We start from the raw sequence: 24,069 nt of genomic DNA on the forward strand, positions 1-24,069 counted from the left end.
TTACTATTAATAAATGTAAGGTAATTAAATTTGTCGATATTAATTTGAAATAATCAATAATTTATTCGAGAAAATATTGATATTCTATTAACTTTTTTATAATTTTATACTATTTTTAACTGAATATTTACATTTTTAAAACTGACTAAATATTAAGATGATAGCATACCCTTATTAAAGTGTTTAACGCATTCATTAAGATAATATTAAATGAAAGAAAAAATATGTTTAAAGAGAGGGACTTCAGTTTGATTCTCATTATCATTTGTATCGCTTTGATATTATTTCTAGGAATTAGAGAGAAAAAGCGACATACACACCGTTTAAATAAGATTCCTCTACGAATAAATATTAATGGTATTCGTGGTAAATCAACTATTACAAGAATGATTTATAGTATTTTGCGAGAAGATCAATATCATGTCATTGGTAAAACAACAGGCACTGATGCCAGAATGTTGTATTGGTTTACAGAGAAAGAATATCCTGTCCTTAGAAAACCGCAAGGCGCCAACATAGGAGAACAAAGAGACATTGTGCAAAAAGTAGTTAAGCAAAAAGGCAATGCGCTTGTTAATGAATGTATGGCAGTGAATCCAGATTATCAAATTGTCTTTCAAGAAGATTTAGTAAAAGCGAATATTGGTGTCATTGTCAATGTTATGGAAGACCATATGGACGTATTAGGGCCGACACTTCAAGATATTGCTCAAGCATTTACTGCAACGATTCCCCGAAATGGAAAATTAGTAGTCATGAAGGATGAGTTTACAGACTTTTTTGCTAAGGAAGCTAAAAAACGTAAAACTGAACTTATTGTTGTAGATAAAAATGATATACCTGAATCATACTTAAGGAAATTTAATTATTTAGTATTTCCTGATAATGTCGCTATCGCTTTAGGTGTAGCGCAAGCTGTAGGAGTTGAAAAAGACGTTGCACTGCGCGGCATGTTAAATGCACCTCCTGATCCAGGAGCGGTTGAAATTAAATATTTTAATGCAAATAACACAAAAAATGTATTTGTTAATGCGTTTGCTGCTAATGAGCCTCAGTCTACGAAAGCGATATTAAATAAAGTAGAATCATACGATTATCCTTATACAAAAAAAGTAGTGATTCTTAACTGTCGTTCTGACAGGGTGGATCGAACGCGACAGTTCGTTGAGAATTTTATTGAGGACGTCGAATTCGATACCTTAATTTGTACAGGAAAAAGCACGCAAATGGTTACAGATTTAATGCAACATCTACCTGAAAAAACATACATAAACCTTGAAAATCATGATTTTTCAGATATAGAAAAAGCGATTCTTAGTGAATCACATCAGGCACTCATATTTTGTGTTGGAAATATTCATGGTCCAGGTGGAAAAATAGCAGAATTTATAGAAGGGATAGAATAAAATGATAGGTTCGGAATTATACTTTTCCCTATTTGTTGGTATTGTATTAAGTTTAATTTTTGCAGAAAAATTTGGGATTAATCCCGCAGGTCTTGTTGTACCTGGTTATTTAGCACTTATTTTTGATCAACCCATTATGTTACTATCTGTGTTGGTCATTAGTTGTCTCACTTATTTTATTGTTACGTTTGGTATTAGTAGATGGGTCATTCTTTATGGTAGACGTAAATTTGCAGCGATGATTTTAACTGGTATGGTTCTAAAATTTGTTTTTGATTTAATTTATCCACTCACTCCATTTGAAGTTGTAGAGGTTTCAGGTATCGGAGTTGTTATTCCTGGTATTATTGCCAATACCATTCAAAAACAAGGTGTTGTAATTACATTAGCTACGACAATGTTATTAACATGTATTACTTATGTCATCTTGTTCTTATATAGCTTTATTAATTAATCGCGAGCGAGGAGCGCATAATAATGAAAAAGAAAAAACGATTATCAGCGAGCGAATGGTTACTTAAGCAATCGAAACGACATAAACGAAGAAACTTTTTGTATACGTTTATTGTCTTAGTTATCACAGTAGTACTTCTAATTTTTGCTATTCGAGCTGTTAAAGTTGAACCTGTAGAGGCGATGCCACATTCGGGTAATAGTATTAGAAATACATATTTAGGAAATATCACTTTGAATAATGACATCAGAAAAGTCAATTTAAATGATGTTTTTAAAAGTTTAAGACAGCCATTACAACAAAGTGATTTTTCCACAGCTTCTTTATATGTGAACCAATTTTCTAAAAATCCTAAAGAAAATATAAACAAAAACATAGAAAACATTATGTTTTTAAAAAAACAAAATATTAAAAGTATCAATTTAATTAATAGCACTATAGATAATGTACAAGCGCAAGATTTATCCAAAAAAGTTGAAGCACAAACAGATTATAATTTTTTAACTGGAAATGGTTCGAATCCAATTAATAGTAAAACAGTGCAACAAAAAGTTAAAAATAAAAAAGTCGCTAATGTTTCGTTCACAGATATTGAATCGTATTATGAAGATCCTTTAAAAAATACGACATCTATTAGCTTAGATCCCAAAATTTTTGTACCATTAATTAAAAACTTAAAGGAAAACAATGATCTTGTAGTTGTGAACGTAGATTGGGGGATTCCTAACGAACGTAATGTAACAGATCGCCAAAAAGCTTATGCCCATGCATTAGTTGATGCAGGTGCAGATGTAATCATTGGCCATAATACAGTTATACAAAGTATTGAGAAATATAAACATGCTAGTATTTTTTATAGTTTAGGAAATTTAACCTCTGCTGATTTTCTATCAAAAAATCAAAAAAGTATAGTTGTTCAACATGATTGGGATGGTCAGCATCATCAATTTCAAATTACACCTGTTCGCTCTGCAGATGGAAAATTAACAAAAGATCATATGAATAGTATGGAGTCACAACGTTATTACAATAATATTAAAGATAAAACAATTCATCTGAAAGAAAAGAATGGGGGGTATTCTTTTGAATATTAAACAACATTGGTTACCTATTGTTACAACACTCATTATTATTGCTATTTTATTAATGGTTACATTTGCTAGAGCAAATGAAGGTCTCGATAATTACGAAAAAAATGAATTAAATAAAGCCACGGAGCAATATTTATCTAAAGGGGCCAAGTAGTATGAATATCTATAATAAAGTGACACTATCAGTCATTTTAGTGATTACAATTTTAATCTCATTTATATTTTATTTTTTTAATAAAGAAGATAAACTTGATAAAGATGATCTATATGAAAACAAGATTGCTAACCGTAAATCAGCAACCTCTGATGAGCAAAAAACGTATGGTGTCGCTTCAAACAATGCTATCGCAACACGTGTAGGTAATAAAATTATTGAAGATGGTGGTAATGCAGTTGACGCAGCGGAAGGTGTCGCTTACGCGCTTGCAGTAACAGAACCTCATTCATCTGGATTAGGTGGTGGCGGCGCTACACTTACATACGATGGTAAAAATGGTGAAGAACCTCGCATGTATGAATATAAAACAACATCTTCATTTAATTACAAAAAGGGAGATAAAATAGGGACACCCGGTTTTGTACGCGGTTTACATGATATGCATGAAAAAGAAGGTAAAATGGATGAGAAAAAAATCTTAAACTATGTCATTCCATTAGCTGAAGATGGCTTTGAAGTAGATTCAGAGTTAGAACGTAGCTTGAAATTATTTGGTTCTGACATTGATCGAAACTCTCCCTTCTTTAAAGGCAAGCGTACAGTTCGTGAAGGTGCAATTGTAAAACAACCTGCTTTAGCAAATACTTTAAAGAAAATTCGAGATAAAGGACCGGATTATTTTTATAATCATATTGGAAAAAGTTTATCTAAACAATTAAAAAATCAACTCACTGAAGAGGATTTTAAACAAGTAAAGACAGAAGAAAAGAAACCTATTAGTACAAAATATTTAAACAATACTGTTTATGCTGCATCTAACCCATTAGGTGGAATCTTAATGGAACAAGGTTTGAAGATTGATGAAAGCGTAAATTCTGCAAATGATCGTACAGATTATATTACAGGGATTGTCAAATCTCGTGATATTATGTATCGAAATAGAGATATTGTTAATGGCAAAGAATCTAGTAGCAATACCTACTTGTCTCAAGATTATTTATTAGATAAGATTAACGGTATCAATTTTGACGAACAAGGTAGTGACTTCAATACACAACGTATTGATAACACAAGTACAACACACTTTGTAGTGATTGATAAGAACGGTAAGTTAGCAAGTACTACAAATACATTATCAAGCTTCTTTGGAACAGGTAAATATGTTAAAGAAGGTTTTTATATGAACAACTCGCTAACAAACTTTTCAACAGATCCAAACAGTCCAAACTATGGTGAGAAACATAAAGCACCACGTTCTTATACGTCACCTACTATTATTGTTGGACCCGACTTCTATATGGGTATTGGTTCGCCTGGAGGAAATAAAATTCCAACGATTCTTAATGAAGTCATTGTAGATTATTTAAGAGGAAATGGGACGTTACAAGAATCTATTAATAAGCCACGTTTTTATAATGATGGTGGAACAATCTTCTATGAAAATGCTATGGATGATAATGATGTCAATATTTTCAAAAGTCTAGGTTTTGGTGTAGAAGAAAAACGTAACGATCCTAACTTTGGTAGTGTTCAAGGTGCGGTTTATAACAAGCAAGATAGAACAGTGGAAGTTGGACAAGATGTAGGAAACAGATAATAAAAAGGGACAAAAATCAATCGGTTTTTGTCCTTTTTTTATTTACTTAAAATAAGTATTGAAATAATTATTTAAAACGCTATCATAAATACATAGATAGCTAAATTTAATTTATATATAATAGAAAATATAAAAATAATAAATTGTCATTAATATAATTATATGAATAGTGATATAAAGGGTGAGTCGTATGAAAGAAGCAGTATTAGGTATTGATCTTGGAACTAGCGCAGTTAAAATTATTGCGGTAAATCAATCAGGCCATGTGATTACTTCAACAAGTGTGCCTTTAAATTTAATACAATCCCAACCTGGATATAGTGAACAAGATCCAGAGGAATGGTTTAATGCAGTTAAAACAGGCATATATCAGTTAAATCATTCTGATGAAATGAAATTATATAAAGTGAAGGGTATCTCATTCTCAGGGCAAATGCATGGGCTAGTAGCTTTAGATAAAGAAGGTCACCCTGTACGACATGCTATTCTTTGGAATGATACACGTAATTCAGAACAATGTAAGCAAATTAGATCGGTTTATGGAGAGCGATTAAATGGAAATCCGATTCTTGAGGGTTTTACACTTCCTAAGATGATGTGGGTAAGTACTCATGAACCTGAACTATGGAAGAAAGTAGATGTGTTCGTTCTTCCTAAAGATTATGTACGTTATCGTTTAACAGGTAAGATTCACATGGAATATTCTGACGCTGCAAGTACGCTTCTTCTTAGTCCAGAAACGCATGATTGGTCAAAAGAAGTTGGAGATACATTTGATATAGGAGATGTTTATCCATCACTTGTGAAATCCACAGACGAAGTTGGAATGATTCAAGGCCCCTTAGCGAGTGAACTTGGTTTTACATCTCCAGTAAAAGTATTTGCTGGGGGTGGAGATAATGCCTGTGGTGCCATTGGTGCAGGTATAATCAATGATAATGATACATTATGTAGTATTGGTACTTCTGGTGTAATCGTAAACGTAGAAAAAAGTAATCAAACGCAGTATAAAAATAATATACATTTTTTTGATCATAGTGTTCCAAATACATATTATGCAATGGGAGTAACGTTGGCTGCAGGATATAGTCTTAATTGGTTAAAGAGAACATTTTTTGATAACGATACGTTTGATGAAATTGTTAAACAAGCGAGTACCTCGTCAATAGGTGCAAATCGTTTATTATTTGCGCCTTACCTAGCTGGTGAGCGTACACCACATGGCGATGCATTTATTCGAGGGAGTTTCATTGGTATTAGCGGTAACCATTCTAAATCAGACTTTGCACGAGCGGTACTAGAAGGTATTACCTTTTCTTTATATGATTCAATTCAATTGATGCGAGAAGCGGGAAAAGAAATTACACATATTACTTCAATTGGTGGAGGGGCAAAAAGTGAATTTTGGCTTCAAATGCAAGCTGATATTTTCAATGCATCTATACGTAAATTGAAGCATGAAGAAGGACCAAGTATGGGGGCAGCAATGATTGCGGCGTATGGATTACAATGGTTTGATTCTTTTGATGACTGTGTAGCACAATTTATAGACGTTGAACATATATATGAACCAAATTTGCAACGACACCAACAATATGAATCTTATTACAATATTTATAAACAAATCTATCAACATACACATCAACTTACAGAAGCATTATTAAAGATTTAAAGCGTTTAGCCCATGATTATTTAGAAAGAAACTCGAAGAATCAGATGACAAAGTAGGGACAGACATCGTTTTTATGTCCCTACTTTTTTAATAGTAAATTCCGATTAACATTCCTTTTTATAATTAAAATATTATATTTATGACAAATATATTGACAAAAATCTAATATAGATATTAAATAATATATATAAATTCCTCATTCCAAATAACACTATCTGTTAAGTATGGAAAGGAGTGATAGTTATGAACGATACTCATTTCATTGATCAACTATCACACGTAAATATGATTGAGACCCTTTATTTAAATTCTAATGATTTAAAACCCTCTATGAATCTTTTCCTAAATGTATTATTTAAACGATTATTACTAGAATATTATGTATACATTCGTACAATTTATAATAAGTATGCATGTTTAGAAATGCCATTTCTATCCTTTCAACTTTTTTCCAATCATTTTCATGATTTATGTTATATCATGTATACACTCATCGATACGCAAAATATAACAACTTATTCTAACGTTTTAGAATAGTAAAACGATATAGTTAAGTATGTTTGTGTGTATAAGAGATCCACCCCATTAAGAAATAGAGTGAGTAAGAAAACAATAAATAATTGATAAAATTCAATCAAGTGGTGAACATTCATATTACTAAAAGATGTATTATAACTGAGTGTATTTATAAACATCTTTTTCAGTAGAAGTGAGTATATTTCTCGTTTCTACTGTTTTTTTATGAACAAAATTAATATTTTGCGTCTAATTTTTTTTACATGAAAATTAAATTCGTTAAAATACTTAAAATGTGAATTATTTCACAAATAAATTTTAGATTTACTGTATTAGGTGTTGAAAACGTTTTCCAAGGGGTGTACTATGACATTGGCTAGGAAATTAGAGAGAAAGAGGTTATCGGGAAATGAATATTATTTTAGGCGTTGGGACTCTTGTATTAGTATTAATTGTAATGACACTTTTCTTAAACTTTGCACCATATGGAAAACAAGGATTACAAGCACTGTCGGGAGCAGCGTGTGCAACTTTCTTGCCACAGGCATTCTTAAGTTATGCGATAGGTGGCGTTTTCCATATTCACTTCTTCCAAGTGATTGGAGATTTAGCAGGGAGTTTAGCTGGCGTTGCAGTAGGAATTTTGACATGTGTTAATTTAGGTATTTCACCAGTATTTGCAGTTATCGTTGGTTTAGTATTACATGATTTTAAATTATTACCAGCATTTATTGCAGCGTATATTATTTCATTTGGTATTAAATTTATTGAGAAAAAAGTACCAGAAGGTTTAGACTTAATTGCAGTTATTTTAATTGCTCCAGCCGTTGCATTTGGCTTAGCAACAGTCATTAGCCCAGGAGTAATGGCTGTATTGCAACAAATTGGTGGTGCAATTACTGCTGTAGGAGACAGTCATCCATACGCTTTAGCAGTGATACTTGGATTAGTCATTCCAGTTACAGGTATGACACCATTAAGTTCAATGGTACTGACAAGCTTATTGGGTTTAACAGGTGTACCAATGGCAATCGGTGCATTAACTTGTACAGGCGCTTCATTTGTTAACTACGTGATGTTTAGTAGATTAAACATTGGTGGTCCATCTAAAGCATTTGCAGTTTTTGTTGAACCGCTCACTCAAATTGATTTAATTGCTAAATATCCATTACAATTATATGGAACAAATGCCTTGATTGGTGTAGTAAATGCATGTATTGTAACATTTAGTGGACTAGTAATAAATGTAAAAGGTATGGCTACACCAATTGCTGGTGCAATTGTATTGTTTGGCTTTAATACACCTATGAAAGCAGTAATTACAATCATTGCTGTAGCAATTTCAAGTATCATTTTGGCGTTCGCGATCAGTACATTGATTAAAAAATTCAATCTCATGGATTTATCTATCAAATTACCATCTAAACAAAAACAACCTAAGGAGAGTGTTTAAGAATGGCTACTAAAAAAAGTTATGACTATCAAAGTGCGTTTGATATTATTGGACCAGTCATGATGGGACCTTCAAGTTCTCATACAGCTGGAGCAGTAAAAATAGGGAATGCTGCTTTTAATGTACTCGGAGGCATTAAACCAGAAACATTAGCAATTCATTATTATGAATCATTCGCAAAAACACACCAAGGGCATGGTACAGATTTAGCAATTGTAGGTGGTGCAATGGGTTATAGTACGTTCGATAATCGAATTAAAGATTCATTAACTATTGCTAACGATTTAGGTATTCATGTTGACATTATTGAAGAAGATGGAGAAAGTATTGGAGAACATCCAAATTGTGCTTATTTAATTGCTGAAGCAAATGGACGTCATATTGAAGTGATTGGTAATTCTATAGGTGGCGGTACCATTAAATTGAGAAGAATTAGTGTTGAAGGTATAGATGTTAACTTTAATCATGGCTTACCCATTTTAGTCATGGATGGATCTAAAAATAAGTCGGAAGTGAATCATTTCTTAAATGAAGTAAACGAACTTGGCGTAAGTATAGACGAAGAATTGGTTGAAACAGATGATGATAATAGTTTAGTTGTTTTACCGTTAACAAAAGCAATCAAAGAATCAACATTAAATCAAATCAAAGAAAAATATAATCACTTAAATATATCCTATATAAAATAAAGGAGGATTAAAAATGTTCGATTCAATTAGAGAAACTATAGATTATGCTGTTGAAAACAATATGTCATTCGCGGATATTATGATTCAAGAAGAAATGGAATTATCAGGTCAATCACGTGATGAAGTTAGAGATTTAATGAAAGAAAATTTACAAGTCATGCGTGATGCTGTAGTTAAAGGGACTACAGGAGATGGGGTAGAAAGTGTCACAGGTTATACGGGACATGATGCAGCTAAAATCCGTGATTACAACGAGAATTATCATGCTTTATCAGGCCATGAAATGATGGAAGCAGTTAAAGGCGCTGTAGCAACAAATGAAGTCAATGCAGCAATGGGGATTATTTGTGCAACACCGACAGCTGGTTCCTCCGGTACGATTCCGGGCGTATTATTTAAATTAGAAAAAACACATGGTTTAACAGAAGATCAAATGATTGATTTTCTATTTGTTGCATCATTATTTGGACGTGTGGTTGCAAATAATGCGAGTGTTGCTGGTGCAACGGGAGGTTGTCAAGCAGAGGTAGGTTCAGCATCAGCTATGGCAGCAGCAGCTGCAGTATCTGTCTTTGGTGGTGAACCAGAAGCTTCGGGTCATGCGATGGCATTAGCTATTAGTAACTTATTAGGCCTTGTGTGTGACCCAGTGGCTGGACTTGTTGAAATTCCATGCGTCATGCGTAATGCCATTGGTTCAGGAAATGCATTAATTTCAGCTGATTTAGCTTTAGCTGGTGTGAAAAGTAGAATTCCAGTCGATGAAGTCATCGAAGCGATGGACAAAGTAGGGCGAAACTTACCTGCACAACTTAGAGAAACTGGACTAGGTGGTTTAGCAGGTACACCAACAGGAGAAGCCATTAAACAAAAAATCTTTGGTAATGCAGAAGACCCAGTCAATAGTTTTTCATAACATTTAAAATCCTAAACCATTCTTGAATGACAACATATTCAAGAGTGGTTTTTTTACGCCTTAAATTATCAGAAAATTTCAAAAAAGTAATTGCAATATTTCACTTTTGGATATAAAATAACTCAAAAGGGGATGATGATATGCTTAGATTATATCTCTTATTTTTAGCCTTCATCATTAATACAACGTTAACACGTGTATGGACGATCGAAGGAACTTGGGAGAATCTTTTACTTCAATCAATGTCCATGAGTATAATGTTTGTATTTCTTTTTTACTATGTGTGTTTTATGCTTGAAAATAGAAAACATGAAAAAATAGATAGCCTTAGAGATGAAGAATAAACAAAAAAGTCGAGACAGTTATGTGAATAACAAGATCTCGATTTTTTTATGAGTTATTTATCCGTATTTAAATCATATTGATAGAAAGCTAAATCAAGCCAACGTTCAAATTTATAGCCTACGTTTTCAATCGTACCAGCATGTTTAAAATTGAATTTTTCATGAAGTTTAATACTTGCTTCATTTGATGCATCTATGCCTGCAACTATAGTGCGATACTGGCGGTGTTTAGCATCATCAATTAAATGCTCGAGTAAATGTGATGCCACGCCTCTTCCACGATAATCTTTATTTACATATATAGAATGCTCAATAGAATATAAATAGGCTGGCCAATTTCTAAATTGACCATACGTGGCAAACCCAGCAACTTTATTATCTATTTCAAATATAAATATAGGTTCGTGTGCAAGCACTTTTGTTTCGAACCATGCTTCTCGTTCATCAAGACTTTGTGGATTATAAGTATATACAGCCGTTGTATTCAGTATGGCATCATTATAAATATTTAATATATCAGGTAAATCTTTACGTTCTGCTTTTCTAATCATGATAAGCACCTACTTATAGTATTTATTGTTAATTTAAGCACTTGCATGAAGTTAAATCAAATATATGTCATATAATCTAACATTTTATTTAGAAAAATAAATGATATACTATGAATTAAGAATTTTAAAATTAAAGGAGTACTACTTAGTGAAAAATTGGACAAATCGACTCATGACCATTATTGGTGTGATTTTGATATTAGTAGCAGTATATTTATTTGCGAAACCATATATTGATAATTACTTACATGAAAAAGATAATGACGATAAAATAGAACAATATGATAAAAATGATAAAAGCAATACATCAAAAGAAAAACCTACGATTCCAAAAGATAAATCGAAAATGGCAGGGTATATCAGTGTACCCGATGCGGAAATCAAAGAACCTGTTTATCCTGGTCCTGCGACACCTGAACAACTTAATAGAGGTGTAAGTTTTGCAGAAGGTGATGAATCACTTGATGATCAAAATATTTCTATTGCAGGACATACATTTACTGATCGTCCACATTACCAATTTACAAATTTAAAAGCAGCAAAAAAAGGCAGCAAAGTTTATTTTAAAGTTGGAGATGAAACTCGAGAATATAAAATGACAAGCATTCGAGATGTAGATCCTGAAGATGTTCAAGTATTGGACGAACATAAAGGGGAAACTAATCAACTGACATTAATAACGTGTGATAATTATAATCAACAAACAGGCGTTTGGGAAAAAAGAAAAATTTTCGTAGCTAAACAAATTAAATAAATATTTTAGTTGACCGCTCATCTTCTCATTGATGAGCGGTTTTTATGCATAAAATTTTATTCTTTGTATGTAATTTCTAAATGTGAATATAGTTTCACTCTTCAAGTACTGACTTCAATCCCAATCATAAGGTGGATATAATGGACGATGAAAAGTATTGTAAGGGGGAAACCACTCATGATTAGAGCCATTGCAGTAGATATGGATGGGACATTTTTAGATACAAATAAAGAATATGACAAAGCGCGCTTTGAGATAATTTATCAAGAATTAAAACGAAGACATATTGAATTTATTGCAGCCAGTGGTAATCAATATGCTAAGTTAAAGTCTATTTTTGGAGAGCGAGACATGTACTTCATTTCTGAGAATGGTGCAGTGATTTATCATGGTAATCAATTGTATAATTACCGTAGTTTTGATCAAACCATATATGAAAAAGTAGTGAATTATATTCATCTTGATCAACATATCGACGAATTCATTGTATGTGGACTTAAAAGTGCATATATTTTAAAAGATACGTCAGAAGCCTTTAAAAAGGATGCCCATTTTTATTATCGTCAATTAGAAGAAATAGATACATTTCAACCTTTACCTAATGATGCATATGTGAAGATTGCATTAAATATTAATCGTGAGACACATCCCACTTTGGATACAGATTTAGAAACAAAGTTTAAAGAAGAAATTAAACTGGTTTCAAGTGGCCATGATAGTATTGATATTATTATGCCTAATATGACAAAAGGCCAAGCGTTAAAACGTTTGTTAAAAAAATGGGAAATGTCACCATCTGAATTAATGGCATTCGGTGATGCTAACAATGATAAAGATATGCTAGAATTTGCAGAGCATAGTTATGTTATGGCAAATAGCCATGATCAATCATTATTTGATATTGCAAAATTTATAGCGCCAAGTAATGATGAACAAGGGGTACTTCAAATTATAGAAGAAAAAGTATTAAAGAGTGAGACAGAATAATTCGTCGTCTCATTCAGTAGTCGACTACTAACACATAAAAAAGGCCTAGGACATCATAAGTTGTCCCAGGCCTTTTTATATATTAAATCTTAGTTTAATTGAGTGTCACATTTACCTGTGTTAATTACAGATAATGCAGCATTTAATCCACCTTCAACTAAGTTTCTAACTGCTTCATCTGAGAAGAAAGCAATATGAGGTGTCACTAAGATGTTTTCATTTTCAATTAATTCAAGTAACGTTTTATCTTCAATTTCTTTACCTGTCCAGTCATATGTGAAGTAATCAGCTTCATTTTCATATGTGTCAATGGCAGCACCGTATAAAGTACCATTATTTACAGCATTAATTAAAGCTGGTGTATCAATAACAGCACCACGAGCGGCATTTACTAATACAGCGCCTTTTTTCACTTTGCTAAACATGTCAGCATTGAATAAGTGGAAGCTTTCTTTGTTAGCAGGTACATGTAAAGAAATGATATCAGCATCGGCAATGGCTTCTTCAACTGAATCTTTATATTCTAAGAAATCTAATGAGTTGTTTGGATATGCATCATAGCCTACTACTTTTGCGCCAAAACCAGCATAAATTTTACCAGTTGCAGCACCAATACGGCCTGTACCGATAATTGCAACAGTCATGTTTTTAACAGGTGTAGACATGATAGGTGCAGCCCATTTGAAATTATGTTCTTGAACGCGTTTTTCAATTGCAGGGAATTTACGTACTAATTGTAAAGCGATTGATACTGAGTATTCAGCAATTGTTTCAGGTGAATAACTTGGTACGTTAGAAATTACAATATTGTGTTTTTTTGCAAGATCTAAATCATACATATCAAAACCAGCAGTACGTTGAGCGATTTGTTTAATACCGTATTTTTCAAGTTTAGGATAAACAGAATCTGATAATTTACCGAATTGCATTGTAGTTACGCCATCGAAACCTTCTAATTGATCTACTGTGTCTTCGCTTAAAATTTCTTCAGAAGTAACAACTTCTACATTGTGTTCTTTACCCCAATTTAAAGCGTCTTTTTTTTCGTAATCACGAGTTCCGAAAAACATAATTTTTGTCATTAAAATAACCCCATTTCATTTTGTATAAAAAAGTTAAAATTTAATAAATACGTAAGACTAAAGTTAAAGTAAGAGATTTGGTACAAAATCATTAAATATTATCTCTAACAAAACTTACAACCCTATTATATTGTGAATTAGTTCACAAATCAATTAAAAAGGATTTTTTATTTTGTATAATGTGAAATTATATACATAAAATATCATTTAAAATGAAATATTACAACTTAGAATTAGACAAATCATTTTGAGCTAATTATTTTGGCTAAAATAGTTTGTATTTTATAATTTGAGTAAGATTTTTAATAGAGGAGTGGATGACTATCAATCAGATTCAAAATACCATTATAGATGCGTTTAAATTTAGATTTGCTACTAAGGAATTCGATACAACAAAAAAGATAAGTGATTCTGAATTTAATACCATTCTTGAAGCAGGACGATTATCTCCTAGTTCGTTAGGCCTTGAGCCTTGGAGATTTCTTGTGATTCAAAACGAAACGCTGCGTGAGAAATTAATACCTTATAGTTCTGGTGCACAAAAGCAACTTAAATCTGCCAGTCATTTTGTACTAATTTTAGCTCGTAAGAATGTAACACAGACGTCTGATTATGTACAGTCATTTATTAGAGGGATTAAGCAGTATGAAGAGAGCACCATTCCAATGTTTGAAGATAAAGTACAGGGATTCCAAACACGTTTTCATATTAATGACAACGCTAGAACCATTTTGGATTGGGCGTCTAAACAAACCTACATTGCATTAGGTAATATGATGACAGCAGCTGCATTAATGAATATTGATTCCTGTCCAATGGAAGGTTTCGATTTAGATGGCGTAACTGAGTTATTAGAACATGAAGGAATCATTGATAGTAATCAGTTTGCACCTTCAGTTATGGTAGCTTTTGGTTACAGAAAAGAGAATCCTACAAAACCTAAAACACGTCAACCACAAGAAGATGTAATTGAATGGTTAAATTAAGCATAGTTTTGTAAAAAAAGGGTAAATAATAAATATACAAAACGTATCAATGATGAAGTGAATTTAACATTACTTTATAGAGAGTTACGTTATGATTTATTTATAAACAAAGAAAGAGGGATGAAAACGTATGGCAAAAGTAAATGTTAGAGATTTTTTAGATGAACAATATGATTTATTTATAAATGGCGAATTCCAACCAAGTGAAAGCGGAGAAACACTTACGGTAACTAACCCAGCAAATGGTGAAGAATTAGCTAAAGTTGCTAAAGCAAATGAAAAAGATGTTGATAAAGCAGTGCAATCAGCACATGATGCATTTGATAGCTGGAGTAAAATTTCTAAAGCAGAACGTGCAGATTATTTATTAGAAATTAGTCGTCGTATTGAAGAAAATAAGGAACATCTAGCAACAGTTGAATCACTTCAAAATGGTAAACCTTATCGTGAAACTTCAACGATCGATATTCCTCAAGTAGCTGAACAATTTAAATATTTTGCAGGAGTATTAACGACTGATGAAGGTTCGGTTAATCAAATAGATAATAACACTATGAGTTTAGTTGTAAATGAACCTGTGGGAGTCGTAGGTGCAGTAGTAGCATGGAACTTCCCAATCTTACTTGCATCTTGGAAATTAGGTCCAGCATTAGCAGCGGGTAATACAGTGGTAATTCAACCTTCTTCTTCTACACCATTAAGCTTAATTGAATTAGCTAAAATTCTTCAAGATGTGTTACCTAAAGGTGTAGTCAACGTCATTACTGGTAAAGGTTCAGAATCAGGTGATGCGATTTTCAAACATGAAGGTGTAAATAAATTATCATTCACTGGTTCAACTGATGTAGGCTATGGTGTTGCTAAAGCAGGTGCTGAACGTATTGTGCCGACTACATTAGAACTTGGCGGTAAAAGTGCTAATATTATCTTTGATGATGCAAATTTAGATCAAGTCATTGAAGGCGTTCAATTAGGTATTCTATTCAACCAAGGTGAGGTATGTAGTGCCGGTTCACGCTTATTAGTACAATCATCTTTATATGATAAATTATTACTAAAATTAAAAGAAGCGTTCGAAAATATTAAAGTAGGTGACCCATTCGCTGAAGATACAAAAATGGGTGCACAAACTGGCCCAGAACAAATTGAAAAAATTGAAAGTTATATTAAATTAGCAGAAGAAGATGACAAAGCAAATATCTTAACGGGTGGACATCGTATTACTGATAATGGTTTAGATAAAGGCTATTTCTTCGAACCAACAATCATTGAACTTTCAGATAATAGTCATAAATTAGCACAAGAAGAGATTTTTGGACCTGTTGTTGTTGTTGAAAAATTCGAAGATGAAGAAGAAGCAATTAACATTGCTAATGATTCAGAATATGGTTTAGCTGGTGGTGTCTTCACTACAAACTTACTTCGTGCATTAAATGTTGCAAAAGCAATTCGTACTGGACGTATTTGGGTTAATACGTATAATCAAATTCCAGCTGGTGCGCCATTTGGTGGTTATAAAAAATCTGGTATCGGCCGTGAAGTTTATAAAGATGCAATTAAAAACTATCAACAAGTTAAAAACATCTTTATTGATACAAGTAATGAAACAAAAGGCTTATACTAATTAAAATATAATTAAATAGTTTAATAAATGTTTTGAAATGTCGACAAAGGTGTATACTTTGTCGGCATTTTTTTATGAAGTATGATTAAGAAATAGAAAAGTATGACGGATTTTATTTTGAAGTTGTATAGTCCTCTTGGTAACCCCAATTCAACTTATATGAAGGCTTTCTGATGAAAATCTAAATATTAAGATCTTCAAACTGAAATCAAAATTTAATATAAATTGTATTTTCAATTTAAATATTGGTGGTTAATATATTATAAATACGTCTTTATATTTTAAGTTTGATAAAGTTTAAATACATTATATATTTTGAAAAGGAAAAATGATGAAACGTTTAAAATTTTTAGTTATTTATTTAGTTATTACAATTATAGTAAGTGGTTGTTCAAACATTGACAATGTAAAGCATCCTAAAGAAGTATATACACCTAAGTCATTAACTGTTGGGTTTATCCCATCTCAAAATGCTCAAATTCTTAACGCTAAAGTAAAACCTTTGCAACAATTATTATCTGATGAGCTGGAGGTTCCTGTAAAAGTACATATAGCAACAAATTATAATACAATGATAGAAGGATTGAAATCGAAAAAAATCGATATTGCTTTTATTTCTCCTGTTTCTTACACATTAGCTCATGATGCTCATGCAGCAGATGTATTGTTAAAGTCAAAAGGTTACCTAGTAGATAATAAAGGGAATCAAACACATCACCTTGTAGATTACTATCGATCTCAAATTGTGGTTCGTAAAGATAGTAATATTAATCATTTAAAAGATTTGAAAGATAAGAAGATAGCATTGCAAGATGTGGAATCAACGTCAGGATATATTTATCCTTTAGCAACATTAATGGAAAAAGGAATAAAAAAGTCTGATATTCAAATTCAACAAGTGAAAGGTCATGATCAGGGATTAATTGCATTATTAAATCATGATGTAGAAGCTGTTGCTACATATCAAGATGCTCGGGCAGATTTAAAAAAAGATGATCCCGATATTTATCAAGAAACTAAAGTGATTTATCGTACAAAGAAAATTCCTAATGATACCATTTCAGTACGTAATGACATGAGTAACAAATGGAAAAATAAAATTAGTCAAGCATTTATTGATATCAGTCATACAAAAAAAGGTAAACATGTTATTAGTGATATTTATGGTCATCAAGGTTATGAAAAAGCAAAAGATAGTGACTTTGATACTGTAAGAAAATATCGAGATATTGTAGATTAAAAAAAGATTGGATGATTGTGGCACTGAACCCCCTTAAACGGGAACTTAATAAAAACACTATGTTCTAGGCTGCTAATTCTCTGTATTTTACAGGGGATAAGTAGCCTAGTTTTTGTTGAATTCGATTATTATTATAGTTTTTAATGTACTTTTCGACAATATCTATTACAATGTGATTAGGGCTATTAAGCTCATTGTTGATGTAGAAAGTTTCAGACTTTAGCGAGGAATGGAAACTTTCTATCGGGGCATTATCGGCAGGTGTTCCCTTTCGGGACATACTTCTGATAATGCCTTTTTCTTCGCATAATTTATAATAAGCATAGGATGTATAAACACTGCCTTGATCACTATGTAATATACACCCCTCGGGTATATCGATTTGATTTAATGTATCATTAACTAAACTTTGGTCTTGTTTATCATCTATTTTATACGCCACAATTTCTCCGTTATAAATATCCATTATCGAAGATAAATACAACATAGAATGACCAAATGGTAAATAAGTAATATCGGTTGTTAATACTTCTATGGGACAACTCGCTTTAAATTGTCTTTGTAATAAATTGTCTGTTTTGTAATATGGTTTACCTATTCTTGTCGTCTTTTTAGGTCTAACTCGGCAGTTCAATTGATGTTCCTGCATAATTCTCTGTACTCTCTTATGATTAATTGGTGATGTATAACACTGATTAATCAAAGCTGTAATCTTACGATAACCGTAGGTATAATTATTAGCTTCACATAATTCAATGACTTTTTGTGTTACGGTATCATTTTTATAGGTTTTGTTTTTCCATCGGTAATATGTTGATTTAGGTATGTTTAATACTTCTAGTATCAATTTGATTGAATATTTTACTTTTAATTGATCCACTAAATCTATGACTACTGCTGGTACCACTTCCTTTCCAATGCCTTGTACTTTTTTAAAATATCCAATTCTATATCTTTTCTCTTATTTTCTAATTTTAATCGTTCTATTTCTGACAATTCTTCTAATCCTTTACCGTAGGTATATTGTTTCCCAACGTGTTGTGAAAATCTATAACTTTCCTCATTTCGATACCATCGCCACCAAGTTTCCACTTGTGTTCTATTTTTAATATTTAATTCTTTCATAATTTCTTTTGTCGAAAAACCAGCTATTTTCATTTCAACTGCTTTATACTTTGTTTCTACTGAATAAGATACTCTTTTCATAGAAAAAACACCTCCGCATGATTCATTTTAATATGAATTCAACGAAAGTGTTTTTATATCATTCCCACTAATTGGGGTCAGTCCATTGTCATCCAACCTTTTTTTAATCAGGAACCACACTTACATCTCCATGAACAGTCACACTAAACCCTTCAGGTGATGTTAAATTCGTTTCTTTAGCGTGAGGTTGATAGATATCAATATGTGTTAATCCATAAGTGTTCTTATTGTCTGGATTCACTTGATTAGATTGCCATGTATTCACAGCAATGTGATGATGATAGTGTTGTGTAGAAATAAATAAACTTTGAGGGAGGTTTGAAATATGTTCAAAACCAAGTTGATCAATATAGAATTGACGAGCCTCCATCAAATTATGTGTTTTTAAATGGAGATGTCCTAGTTTTCCATCTGATGGAAAACCTTGCCAACCCTTTTCAGTACGATGTGAAATTAAATCTTGTGCATCAACTTCAAGGGTATCCATTTTAATAAAGCCATTCTCCCATTCCCAACCACTAGAAGGGCGATCTTGATAGACTTCAATACCATTACCTTCTGGATCATTGAAATATAGCGCTTCACTTACTAAATGGTCACCGCCACCAACAGGCTGATTTAAACGACTCATATGATATAGGAAGTTAGCTAAGTCTTGTCGTGAAGGTAATAAATAAGCGATATGAAAAAGGCCAGCTTCTCTAAATTCAGGATGACGTCCATGATTTAAAAGATGAAGCGTTAACGTGTGACCATGTTCTCCAACATTAAAAATGGTTTGTGTGTCAGTTTTCTTTTTAATAGAAAAGCCGAGTACTTCAGAATAAAAGTGATTCATTTTGTTTAAATCTTTAACATTTAAAGTGACGTTCGTCACTTGCATTGCTTCTTTTGAATGAAATGTAGTCATGTATCATTGCCTCTCTTTTTTATACTAAGTATATTAAATATACTAGAATGATTAATAGGAAACAAGATAAATAACTTAATTAAAAAAATCCTCTAGAGAATGATTCTCTAGAGGATTTTATTTTACTCTTATCCTAAATAAACATCTTGGTAACTATCATTTTTTTCTAATACATCTTTTGCAAATGGACAAGAAGCGATAATTTTTAAGTTGTTTTGACGAGCATGTTCTACAACTGAATCAACTAATTTAGTTCCTAAACCTTGACCACCTAATTCATCAGATACACCAGTGTGATCGATTTCAATTTCATTGTTATCTACTTGTTTGTAAGTGATTTCTGCTTTAGGATTATTTTCGTCTTCACCTACATAAAATTTATTGTTACCTTGTTTAATTTCTTCAGCCATATTACTTCACTCCTTATATAATGTCTTAGTATTATTTATCACATTTTCGCTAAATTAAAACATTACATAAATAAAATTTAGAATATAAAAATTATAAAATATTTAATTACAAAGTCATTGCTTTTTTATAAAAGAACAGATATAGTTGAGAACGAAATTATTACGTTTTGGAGGGGTTTGTGTGAAGAAGATGATCGCATTCATCAGTTTAATGTGTTTGTGCCTCATATTAGCTGCTTGTAGTACAAATCGCGATATCACTCACAAACATAAAAAAGTAACAACTGGGAATAAATTAAAAATTTATACCACTGTTTTTGCGTTTGAAAGCTTTACAAAACAAATTGGTGGTAAATATGTGGATGTAGATACGATTTATCCACCGGGTGCTGATATGCATACATATGAACCTAGTCAACGGGATATGATTAATATTGCAAAAAGTGATTTATTTGTTTATTCAAGTGATCATCTTGATCCAGTAGCGGCTAAAATTACAAAATCAATGAATAATAATGATATGAAATTGGCAGTCGCAAATAATTTAAATAAACAAATCCTTTTGAATGAAGATGATGATCACGATGAACATGGACATCACCATAAAGCAACATCATATGATCCTCATGTTTGGCTTGATCCAATACTAGACCAACAATTCGCAAAGAAAATTAAAGATGATTTAGTTCATAAAGATCCTGCGCATCGTAGATATTATGAGCATAACTATAAACAATTAGTTGAAGATTTAAAACAAATTGACCATACATTATCTAACATAACGACGCATCCTAAACGAGATAAAGTAATTATTTCTCATGATTCATTAGGATATTTAGCGCGACGTTACCACTTCGAACAAGAAGGGGTTAGTGGTATGAATAATAAAGAGCCAAGTCAGAAAGACATCTTAGCGCTCATTAATCAAATAAAAGACACACATGAACCGTATATTTTATATGAACAAAATATTTCTTCAAAAATAACCGATGTGATTCGTAAAGAGACCCAAACTCAACCTGTAAATTTTAATAATTTAGCAGTATTGTCTCAATCTCAATCAGAAGATCAAACACTCACTTTTCAATCCATTATGAAAAAAAATATTCAAGCCCTCGATAAAGCATTAAACAAATAAAAAGGAGAGCAAGAAAGAGTGGCGTTACATTCTTTCTTGCTCTCTTTTTTTATTTTTAATTTACCATCTAATATAACTTACAGTTGTATTGTAATATTCTTCAAAACCATGAATACCGTCTGCACCACCAAGGCCAGATTCTCTCCAACCTGCATGATAACCATTGACTGCTTCTTCTGCCTCACAGTTCGCATACACTTCTCCAAATTTTAAACGTTCAGTAGCTGTCATAATTTCTTTTAAGTTTTCAGAGAAAATATAAGATGATAGACCTGCATTAGTATCATTTGCCATATCAATAACGTCATCAAAGTTTGTATACGTAGTTATAGCAAGAACAGGACCGAAAATTTCTTCTTTAAAAGCACTATCAGTCGTTTTTACATGATCTAAAATTGTAGGAGCGTAGAAGAATCCTTCACGATCTAATTTATAGCCACCTAATACTAAATCTGCGCCATGTTTTACTGCTTCTTGAACTTTATCATCAATACTATCTAATTGTTTTTGATTAATGATTGCACCATAGTCAGTGTTTTCATCATATGGATCTCCAACTTGAAGCGCATCCATTTTATCTTTCACTTTGTTAATAAAGTCATCATGTACATCTTCATGAACAAAGATACGTTCTGGACATGTACATACTTGACCAGCGTTATTAATACGTGCAGTAACGATATAATCAACAGCTTTATCTAAGTCAGCGTGTTGTGTGACAAGAACAGGCGCATTTCCACCTAGTTCTAAGTTAAGTTTTTTAATGCTGTCAGCTGCGTTTTTGAATACAGCTTTACCTGCTCCCATACTACCTGTTAATGAAACAAGTTGAATATCTTTATGAGTTGCCAATTGTGTTCCAACTGTTTCGCCAGTACCTGGAACGATTTGAATAAGACCAGCTGGAATAGTTGAATCACGGAAAAGTTCAGCGATTTTTAATGTTAATAATGTTGTTTCTTCACTTGGTTTGATAACGACAGAACAACCCGTTACAATAGCTGGAATCACTTTACGCATAAGCACTAAAATTGGAGCATTCCAAGGTACAATACCAGCCGTCACACCGATTGGTTTTTTTGTCAGTTGAATAGTTTCATTTACTATACTATTTTGTAATACTTCACCTTTGTTACTCATACTTAAACTTGCCATATAATCAATGAATTCTATTGATTTATCAATTTCACCTTTAGCTTGTACTATTGTTTTACCTTGTTCTTTAACGTATAAATGAGCAATGTCATCTTTATGTTGTTCAAGTAAAGGAATTAATAATTTTACATGCTCAGCACGTGTAGGAGCTGGTACTTTTTCCCATTCAAGTTGAGCGTGTTTAGATTTTTCAATTGCGTCGTTTACCTCTTCTTCAGTAGCGAATGTAATCGTATCGATTGTTTCTCCCGTAGCAGGATTAATCACGTCCATTGTTTCGTTTGACTTACTTTCTACAAATTCATTATTAATAAATAGTTGATTGGTCATTAACGACACCTCCATACCTATTATTCCCGTAAAGTATTAAATTTAATCTATAAAAATAAAAGATTCAAAAGGAGATTAATGTGCTCCCTTTGAACCTTCTTTTTTTGAATATTTAAAATGTCTAACCCCTTTATATAAAATAGGAATGAGTAGAATAAAGCCAAATAACCCCATAATTGGAAATACTTTGCCAATGAGTGAAATAAAGCCGATAAATGTACAAATGAACGTCACGATTGTCATGACGATAATAAGTACAAAATATTGTTTTGAAAACGGTGTTGTGAAACGAGAGGCGAATGCGTACATTAAGCCTACAATAGTATTATAAATAACTAGAATCATAATAATAGACATGATAGTTCCCAAAATAGGTGAGATATGTCGTGCCAATAATAAGGTTGGAAGCGCTACGGATTTAATATCATTAAATTTTGTAATTAAGCCTAAATTAATCATTAAAAGTAAAAATGTAATAATGACGCCACCAATTAATCCACCCCAAATAGAAGCACGTTGGTCATGTAAACGTCCCCCCATTACACTTAGAAAACTGAAGGCAGCAGCAATTTGTAAACTGGCATAATTGATACCATCAAACCACCATCCAAGTGAAATAGATGATTTATGCTGTGCATATTGATTTGCACTTTCAAAGTCAAGATGGCCAGTTGCAAGATAATATATCGCAATAATTGTGACGACGATAACTAAGAAAGGTGTAACGATACCTAGTACTGCAATTAAACGATCAAATTTTAAAAATAATGTAACCAAAATAAGACTTACGAGAATAAGTGAACTAAGCCAATAAGGTAAATGAAAACTTTCTTGAATTGTAGATGCACCGCCCGCGCTCATAATAATAGCGAGTGAAAACAAAAATAATGTTAGAACAATATCAAATAATCGAGCAATCATAGGATGCAAGTAGTAATGAATGGATTCTGAATGATTATGTGATTTTATGTTGTAACCAGTATTTAAGACGAACATACCGCCAAGTGTGATGATTAATCCTGTAATAATAATCCCTAATACACTGAATTGACCGTTACTTGTGAAAAATTGGAATATTTCTTGACCCGTAGCAAAACCAGCACCAACGACAACACCTACAAAGGCAAATGCTACGATCATCGATTCTTTTAAAACTTTCATTTTTAAAAATCCTTTCTAAATCAAACACATGAGAATATATTAATCTATTTTAAAGGACATTTTGTTAAAAATAAATATTAAAGTTTACTTGTAATGAACATTGTATTTCTCAAAAATACATTCGAAAGAATTTGTATAAATTTTAAGTTATATGGGGTATATAATAGTTTATAGTTCTCATATAAATGTTATTAAAAAATGTAATAAATATACTATACAGTATTCAGTAAAATTTGATAG

At 32.0% G+C, this 24,069-nt stretch carries 24 protein-coding genes; 17 read left to right on the plus strand and 7 right to left on the minus strand.

The genetic code is table 11. The features are described from left to right. Positions 1-248: 248 nt before the first annotated feature. From pgsB to NSU06_RS01900, 11 genes are all read left to right on the plus strand, one after another. Positions 249-1,406, plus strand: a complete 1,158-nt coding sequence (gene pgsB, locus NSU06_RS01850; protein WP_017175062.1) for a poly-gamma-glutamate synthase PgsB — start codon at positions 249-251, stop codon at positions 1,404-1,406. A gap of 1 nt (position 1,407) precedes the next feature. Beyond that, positions 1,408-1,860 carry a poly-gamma-glutamate biosynthesis protein PgsC gene (gene pgsC / locus NSU06_RS01855; protein ID WP_017175061.1) on the plus strand — a complete coding sequence of 151 codons (453 nt, stop codon included), beginning with the start codon at positions 1,408-1,410 and terminating at the stop codon, positions 1,858-1,860. Positions 1,861-1,883: 23 nt separating this feature from the next. Next, positions 1,884-2,954, plus strand: a complete 1,071-nt coding sequence (locus NSU06_RS01860; protein WP_017175060.1) for a CapA family protein — start codon at positions 1,884-1,886, stop codon at positions 2,952-2,954. Then, the gene (locus NSU06_RS01865) at positions 2,944-3,105 is read left to right on the plus strand and encodes a hypothetical protein (protein ID WP_002488200.1); all 162 of its coding nucleotides are present in this window, start codon (positions 2,944-2,946) and stop codon (positions 3,103-3,105) included. The genes NSU06_RS01860 and NSU06_RS01865 overlap by 11 nt, the downstream gene beginning before the upstream one ends. 1 nt (position 3,106) lies before the next feature. Next, the gene (locus NSU06_RS01870) at positions 3,107-4,705 is read left to right on the plus strand and encodes a gamma-glutamyltransferase (RefSeq protein WP_017175059.1); all 1,599 of its coding nucleotides are present in this window, start codon (positions 3,107-3,109) and stop codon (positions 4,703-4,705) included. Positions 4,706-4,895: 190 nt separating this feature from the next. Then, positions 4,896-6,377, plus strand: a complete 1,482-nt coding sequence (gene xylB / locus NSU06_RS01875) for a xylulokinase (protein ID WP_049420455.1) — start codon at positions 4,896-4,898, stop codon at positions 6,375-6,377. A 243-nt stretch (positions 6,378-6,620) separates the two neighbouring features. Beyond that, positions 6,621-6,914: a hypothetical protein gene (locus NSU06_RS01880; protein WP_049420454.1), complete on the plus strand. Its 294-nt coding sequence runs from the start codon at positions 6,621-6,623 to the stop codon at positions 6,912-6,914. A gap of 388 nt (positions 6,915-7,302) precedes the next feature. Next, complete coding sequence (locus tag NSU06_RS01885; protein ID WP_019835130.1) at positions 7,303-8,346, plus strand: PTS sugar transporter subunit IIC; 1,044 nt, start codon at positions 7,303-7,305, stop codon at positions 8,344-8,346. Between the two features lie 2 nt (positions 8,347-8,348). Continuing rightward, a complete protein-coding gene (locus tag NSU06_RS01890; protein WP_017175055.1) occupies positions 8,349-9,035 on the plus strand; it encodes a serine dehydratase beta chain in 687 nt (228 codons plus the stop codon). A 13-nt stretch (positions 9,036-9,048) separates the two neighbouring features. After that, entirely contained in the window at positions 9,049-9,951 is a 903-nt protein-coding gene (sdaAA, locus tag NSU06_RS01895; protein WP_019835129.1) for an L-serine ammonia-lyase, iron-sulfur-dependent, subunit alpha, read from the plus strand. A gap of 140 nt (positions 9,952-10,091) precedes the next feature. Next, on the plus strand, positions 10,092-10,295 hold the full coding sequence (locus NSU06_RS01900) for a hypothetical protein (RefSeq protein ID WP_017175053.1): 204 nt from the start codon (positions 10,092-10,094) through the stop codon (positions 10,293-10,295). 53 nt (positions 10,296-10,348) lie between these two features. Here NSU06_RS01900 and NSU06_RS01905 read toward each other — a convergent pair whose 3' ends face one another. Further along, positions 10,349-10,846: a GNAT family N-acetyltransferase gene (locus NSU06_RS01905; protein WP_049414301.1), complete on the minus strand. Its 498-nt coding sequence runs from the start codon at positions 10,844-10,846 to the stop codon at positions 10,349-10,351. Positions 10,847-10,994: 148 nt separating this feature from the next. Here NSU06_RS01905 and srtA point away from each other — a divergent pair, with 148 nt between their 5' ends. Then, positions 10,995-11,600: a class A sortase SrtA gene (srtA, locus tag NSU06_RS01910; protein WP_049382421.1), complete on the plus strand. Its 606-nt coding sequence runs from the start codon at positions 10,995-10,997 to the stop codon at positions 11,598-11,600. 177 nt (positions 11,601-11,777) lie between these two features. Then, positions 11,778-12,587, plus strand: a complete 810-nt coding sequence (locus tag NSU06_RS01915) for a Cof-type HAD-IIB family hydrolase (RefSeq protein WP_049420452.1) — start codon at positions 11,778-11,780, stop codon at positions 12,585-12,587. 89 nt (positions 12,588-12,676) lie between these two features. Here the strand turns inward: NSU06_RS01915 and NSU06_RS01920 are convergent, their stop codons facing one another. Further along, positions 12,677-13,669, minus strand: coding sequence for a D-lactate dehydrogenase (locus tag NSU06_RS01920; RefSeq protein ID WP_048679920.1), 993 nt, complete (start codon positions 13,667-13,669; stop codon positions 12,677-12,679). Between the two features lie 317 nt (positions 13,670-13,986). On the opposite strand from NSU06_RS01920, the gene NSU06_RS01925 reads away from it, so the two are divergent. The 3 genes from NSU06_RS01925 to NSU06_RS01935 all read left to right on the plus strand — a co-directional run bounded on the left by NSU06_RS01925 (position 13,987) and on the right by NSU06_RS01935 (position 17,519). Continuing rightward, positions 13,987-14,655 (plus strand): NAD(P)H-dependent oxidoreductase, encoded by a 669-nt coding sequence (locus tag NSU06_RS01925; RefSeq protein ID WP_079335305.1) that lies wholly within the window; start codon positions 13,987-13,989, stop codon positions 14,653-14,655. Positions 14,656-14,785: 130 nt separating this feature from the next. Next, complete coding sequence (locus tag NSU06_RS01930) at positions 14,786-16,279, plus strand: aldehyde dehydrogenase family protein (protein ID WP_049420450.1); 1,494 nt, start codon at positions 14,786-14,788, stop codon at positions 16,277-16,279. Between the two features lie 331 nt (positions 16,280-16,610). Further along, positions 16,611-17,519: a phosphate/phosphite/phosphonate ABC transporter substrate-binding protein gene (locus NSU06_RS01935; RefSeq protein ID WP_049420449.1), complete on the plus strand. Its 909-nt coding sequence runs from the start codon at positions 16,611-16,613 to the stop codon at positions 17,517-17,519. A 64-nt stretch (positions 17,520-17,583) separates the two neighbouring features. Here the strand turns inward: NSU06_RS01935 and NSU06_RS01940 are convergent. The 3 genes from NSU06_RS01940 to NSU06_RS01950 form a co-directional block, all read right to left on the minus strand. Beyond that, a protein-coding gene (locus NSU06_RS01940) for an IS3 family transposase (RefSeq protein ID WP_131566158.1) occupies positions 17,584-18,725 on the minus strand; the annotation gives its coding sequence in 2 pieces (ribosomal slippage) (positions 17,584-18,455 and positions 18,455-18,725; 1,143 coding nt in all). 103 nt (positions 18,726-18,828) lie between these two features. Then, positions 18,829-19,635, minus strand: coding sequence for a VOC family protein (locus NSU06_RS01945; RefSeq protein WP_049420749.1), 807 nt, complete (start codon positions 19,633-19,635; stop codon positions 18,829-18,831). A 128-nt stretch (positions 19,636-19,763) separates the two neighbouring features. Then, positions 19,764-20,045, minus strand: a complete 282-nt coding sequence (locus NSU06_RS01950) for a GNAT family N-acetyltransferase (protein WP_019834964.1) — start codon at positions 20,043-20,045, stop codon at positions 19,764-19,766. Positions 20,046-20,226: 181 nt separating this feature from the next. Between NSU06_RS01950 and NSU06_RS01955 the strand changes: the two genes are divergently transcribed. Then, positions 20,227-21,183, plus strand: a complete 957-nt coding sequence (locus tag NSU06_RS01955; RefSeq protein ID WP_049420752.1) for a metal ABC transporter solute-binding protein, Zn/Mn family — start codon at positions 20,227-20,229, stop codon at positions 21,181-21,183. A 60-nt stretch (positions 21,184-21,243) separates the two neighbouring features. On the opposite strand, the gene aldA is transcribed toward NSU06_RS01955, so the two are convergent. Continuing rightward, positions 21,244-22,668, minus strand: coding sequence for an aldehyde dehydrogenase (gene aldA / locus NSU06_RS01960; RefSeq protein ID WP_049418988.1), 1,425 nt, complete (start codon positions 22,666-22,668; stop codon positions 21,244-21,246). A gap of 75 nt (positions 22,669-22,743) precedes the next feature. Continuing rightward, positions 22,744-23,829, minus strand: a complete 1,086-nt coding sequence (locus NSU06_RS01965; RefSeq protein ID WP_017175041.1) for a YkvI family membrane protein — start codon at positions 23,827-23,829, stop codon at positions 22,744-22,746. Positions 23,830-24,069: the final 240 nt, after the last annotated feature.

It is taken from the genome of Staphylococcus sp. FSL W8-1270 (assembly GCF_038007165.1).
In the GTDB taxonomy this organism is placed as follows: domain Bacteria; phylum Bacillota; class Bacilli; order Staphylococcales; family Staphylococcaceae; genus Staphylococcus; species Staphylococcus hominis.

Coding starts and splice junctions, on each gene's coding strand:
- pgsC (WP_017175061.1), top strand. CDS start 1,408: ATGATAGGTTCGGAATTATACTTTTCCCTATTTGTTGGTATTGTATTA.
- NSU06_RS01860 (WP_017175060.1), top strand. CDS start 1,884: ATGAAAAAGAAAAAACGATTATCAGCGAGCGAATGGTTACTTAAGCAA.
- NSU06_RS01870 (WP_017175059.1), top strand. CDS start 3,107: ATGAATATCTATAATAAAGTGACACTATCAGTCATTTTAGTGATTACA.
- xylB (WP_049420455.1), top strand. CDS start 4,896: ATGAAAGAAGCAGTATTAGGTATTGATCTTGGAACTAGCGCAGTTAAA.
- NSU06_RS01880 (WP_049420454.1), top strand. CDS start 6,621: ATGAACGATACTCATTTCATTGATCAACTATCACACGTAAATATGATT.
- NSU06_RS01885 (WP_019835130.1), top strand. CDS start 7,303: ATGAATATTATTTTAGGCGTTGGGACTCTTGTATTAGTATTAATTGTA.
- NSU06_RS01890 (WP_017175055.1), top strand. CDS start 8,349: ATGGCTACTAAAAAAAGTTATGACTATCAAAGTGCGTTTGATATTATT.
- sdaAA (WP_019835129.1), top strand. CDS start 9,049: ATGTTCGATTCAATTAGAGAAACTATAGATTATGCTGTTGAAAACAAT.
- NSU06_RS01900 (WP_017175053.1), top strand. CDS start 10,092: ATGCTTAGATTATATCTCTTATTTTTAGCCTTCATCATTAATACAACG.
- NSU06_RS01905 (WP_049414301.1), bottom strand. CDS start 10,846: ATGATTAGAAAAGCAGAACGTAAAGATTTACCTGATATATTAAATATT.
- NSU06_RS01915 (WP_049420452.1), top strand. CDS start 11,778: ATGATTAGAGCCATTGCAGTAGATATGGATGGGACATTTTTAGATACA.
- NSU06_RS01920 (WP_048679920.1), bottom strand. CDS start 13,669: ATGACAAAAATTATGTTTTTCGGAACTCGTGATTACGAAAAAAAAGAC.
- NSU06_RS01925 (WP_079335305.1), top strand. CDS start 13,987: ATGACTATCAATCAGATTCAAAATACCATTATAGATGCGTTTAAATTT.
- NSU06_RS01930 (WP_049420450.1), top strand. CDS start 14,786: ATGGCAAAAGTAAATGTTAGAGATTTTTTAGATGAACAATATGATTTA.
- NSU06_RS01935 (WP_049420449.1), top strand. CDS start 16,611: ATGAAACGTTTAAAATTTTTAGTTATTTATTTAGTTATTACAATTATA.
- NSU06_RS01945 (WP_049420749.1), bottom strand. CDS start 19,635: ATGACTACATTTCATTCAAAAGAAGCAATGCAAGTGACGAACGTCACT.
- NSU06_RS01950 (WP_019834964.1), bottom strand. CDS start 20,045: ATGGCTGAAGAAATTAAACAAGGTAACAATAAATTTTATGTAGGTGAA.
- aldA (WP_049418988.1), bottom strand. CDS start 22,668: ATGACCAATCAACTATTTATTAATAATGAATTTGTAGAAAGTAAGTCA.
- NSU06_RS01965 (WP_017175041.1), bottom strand. CDS start 23,829: ATGAAAGTTTTAAAAGAATCGATGATCGTAGCATTTGCCTTTGTAGGT.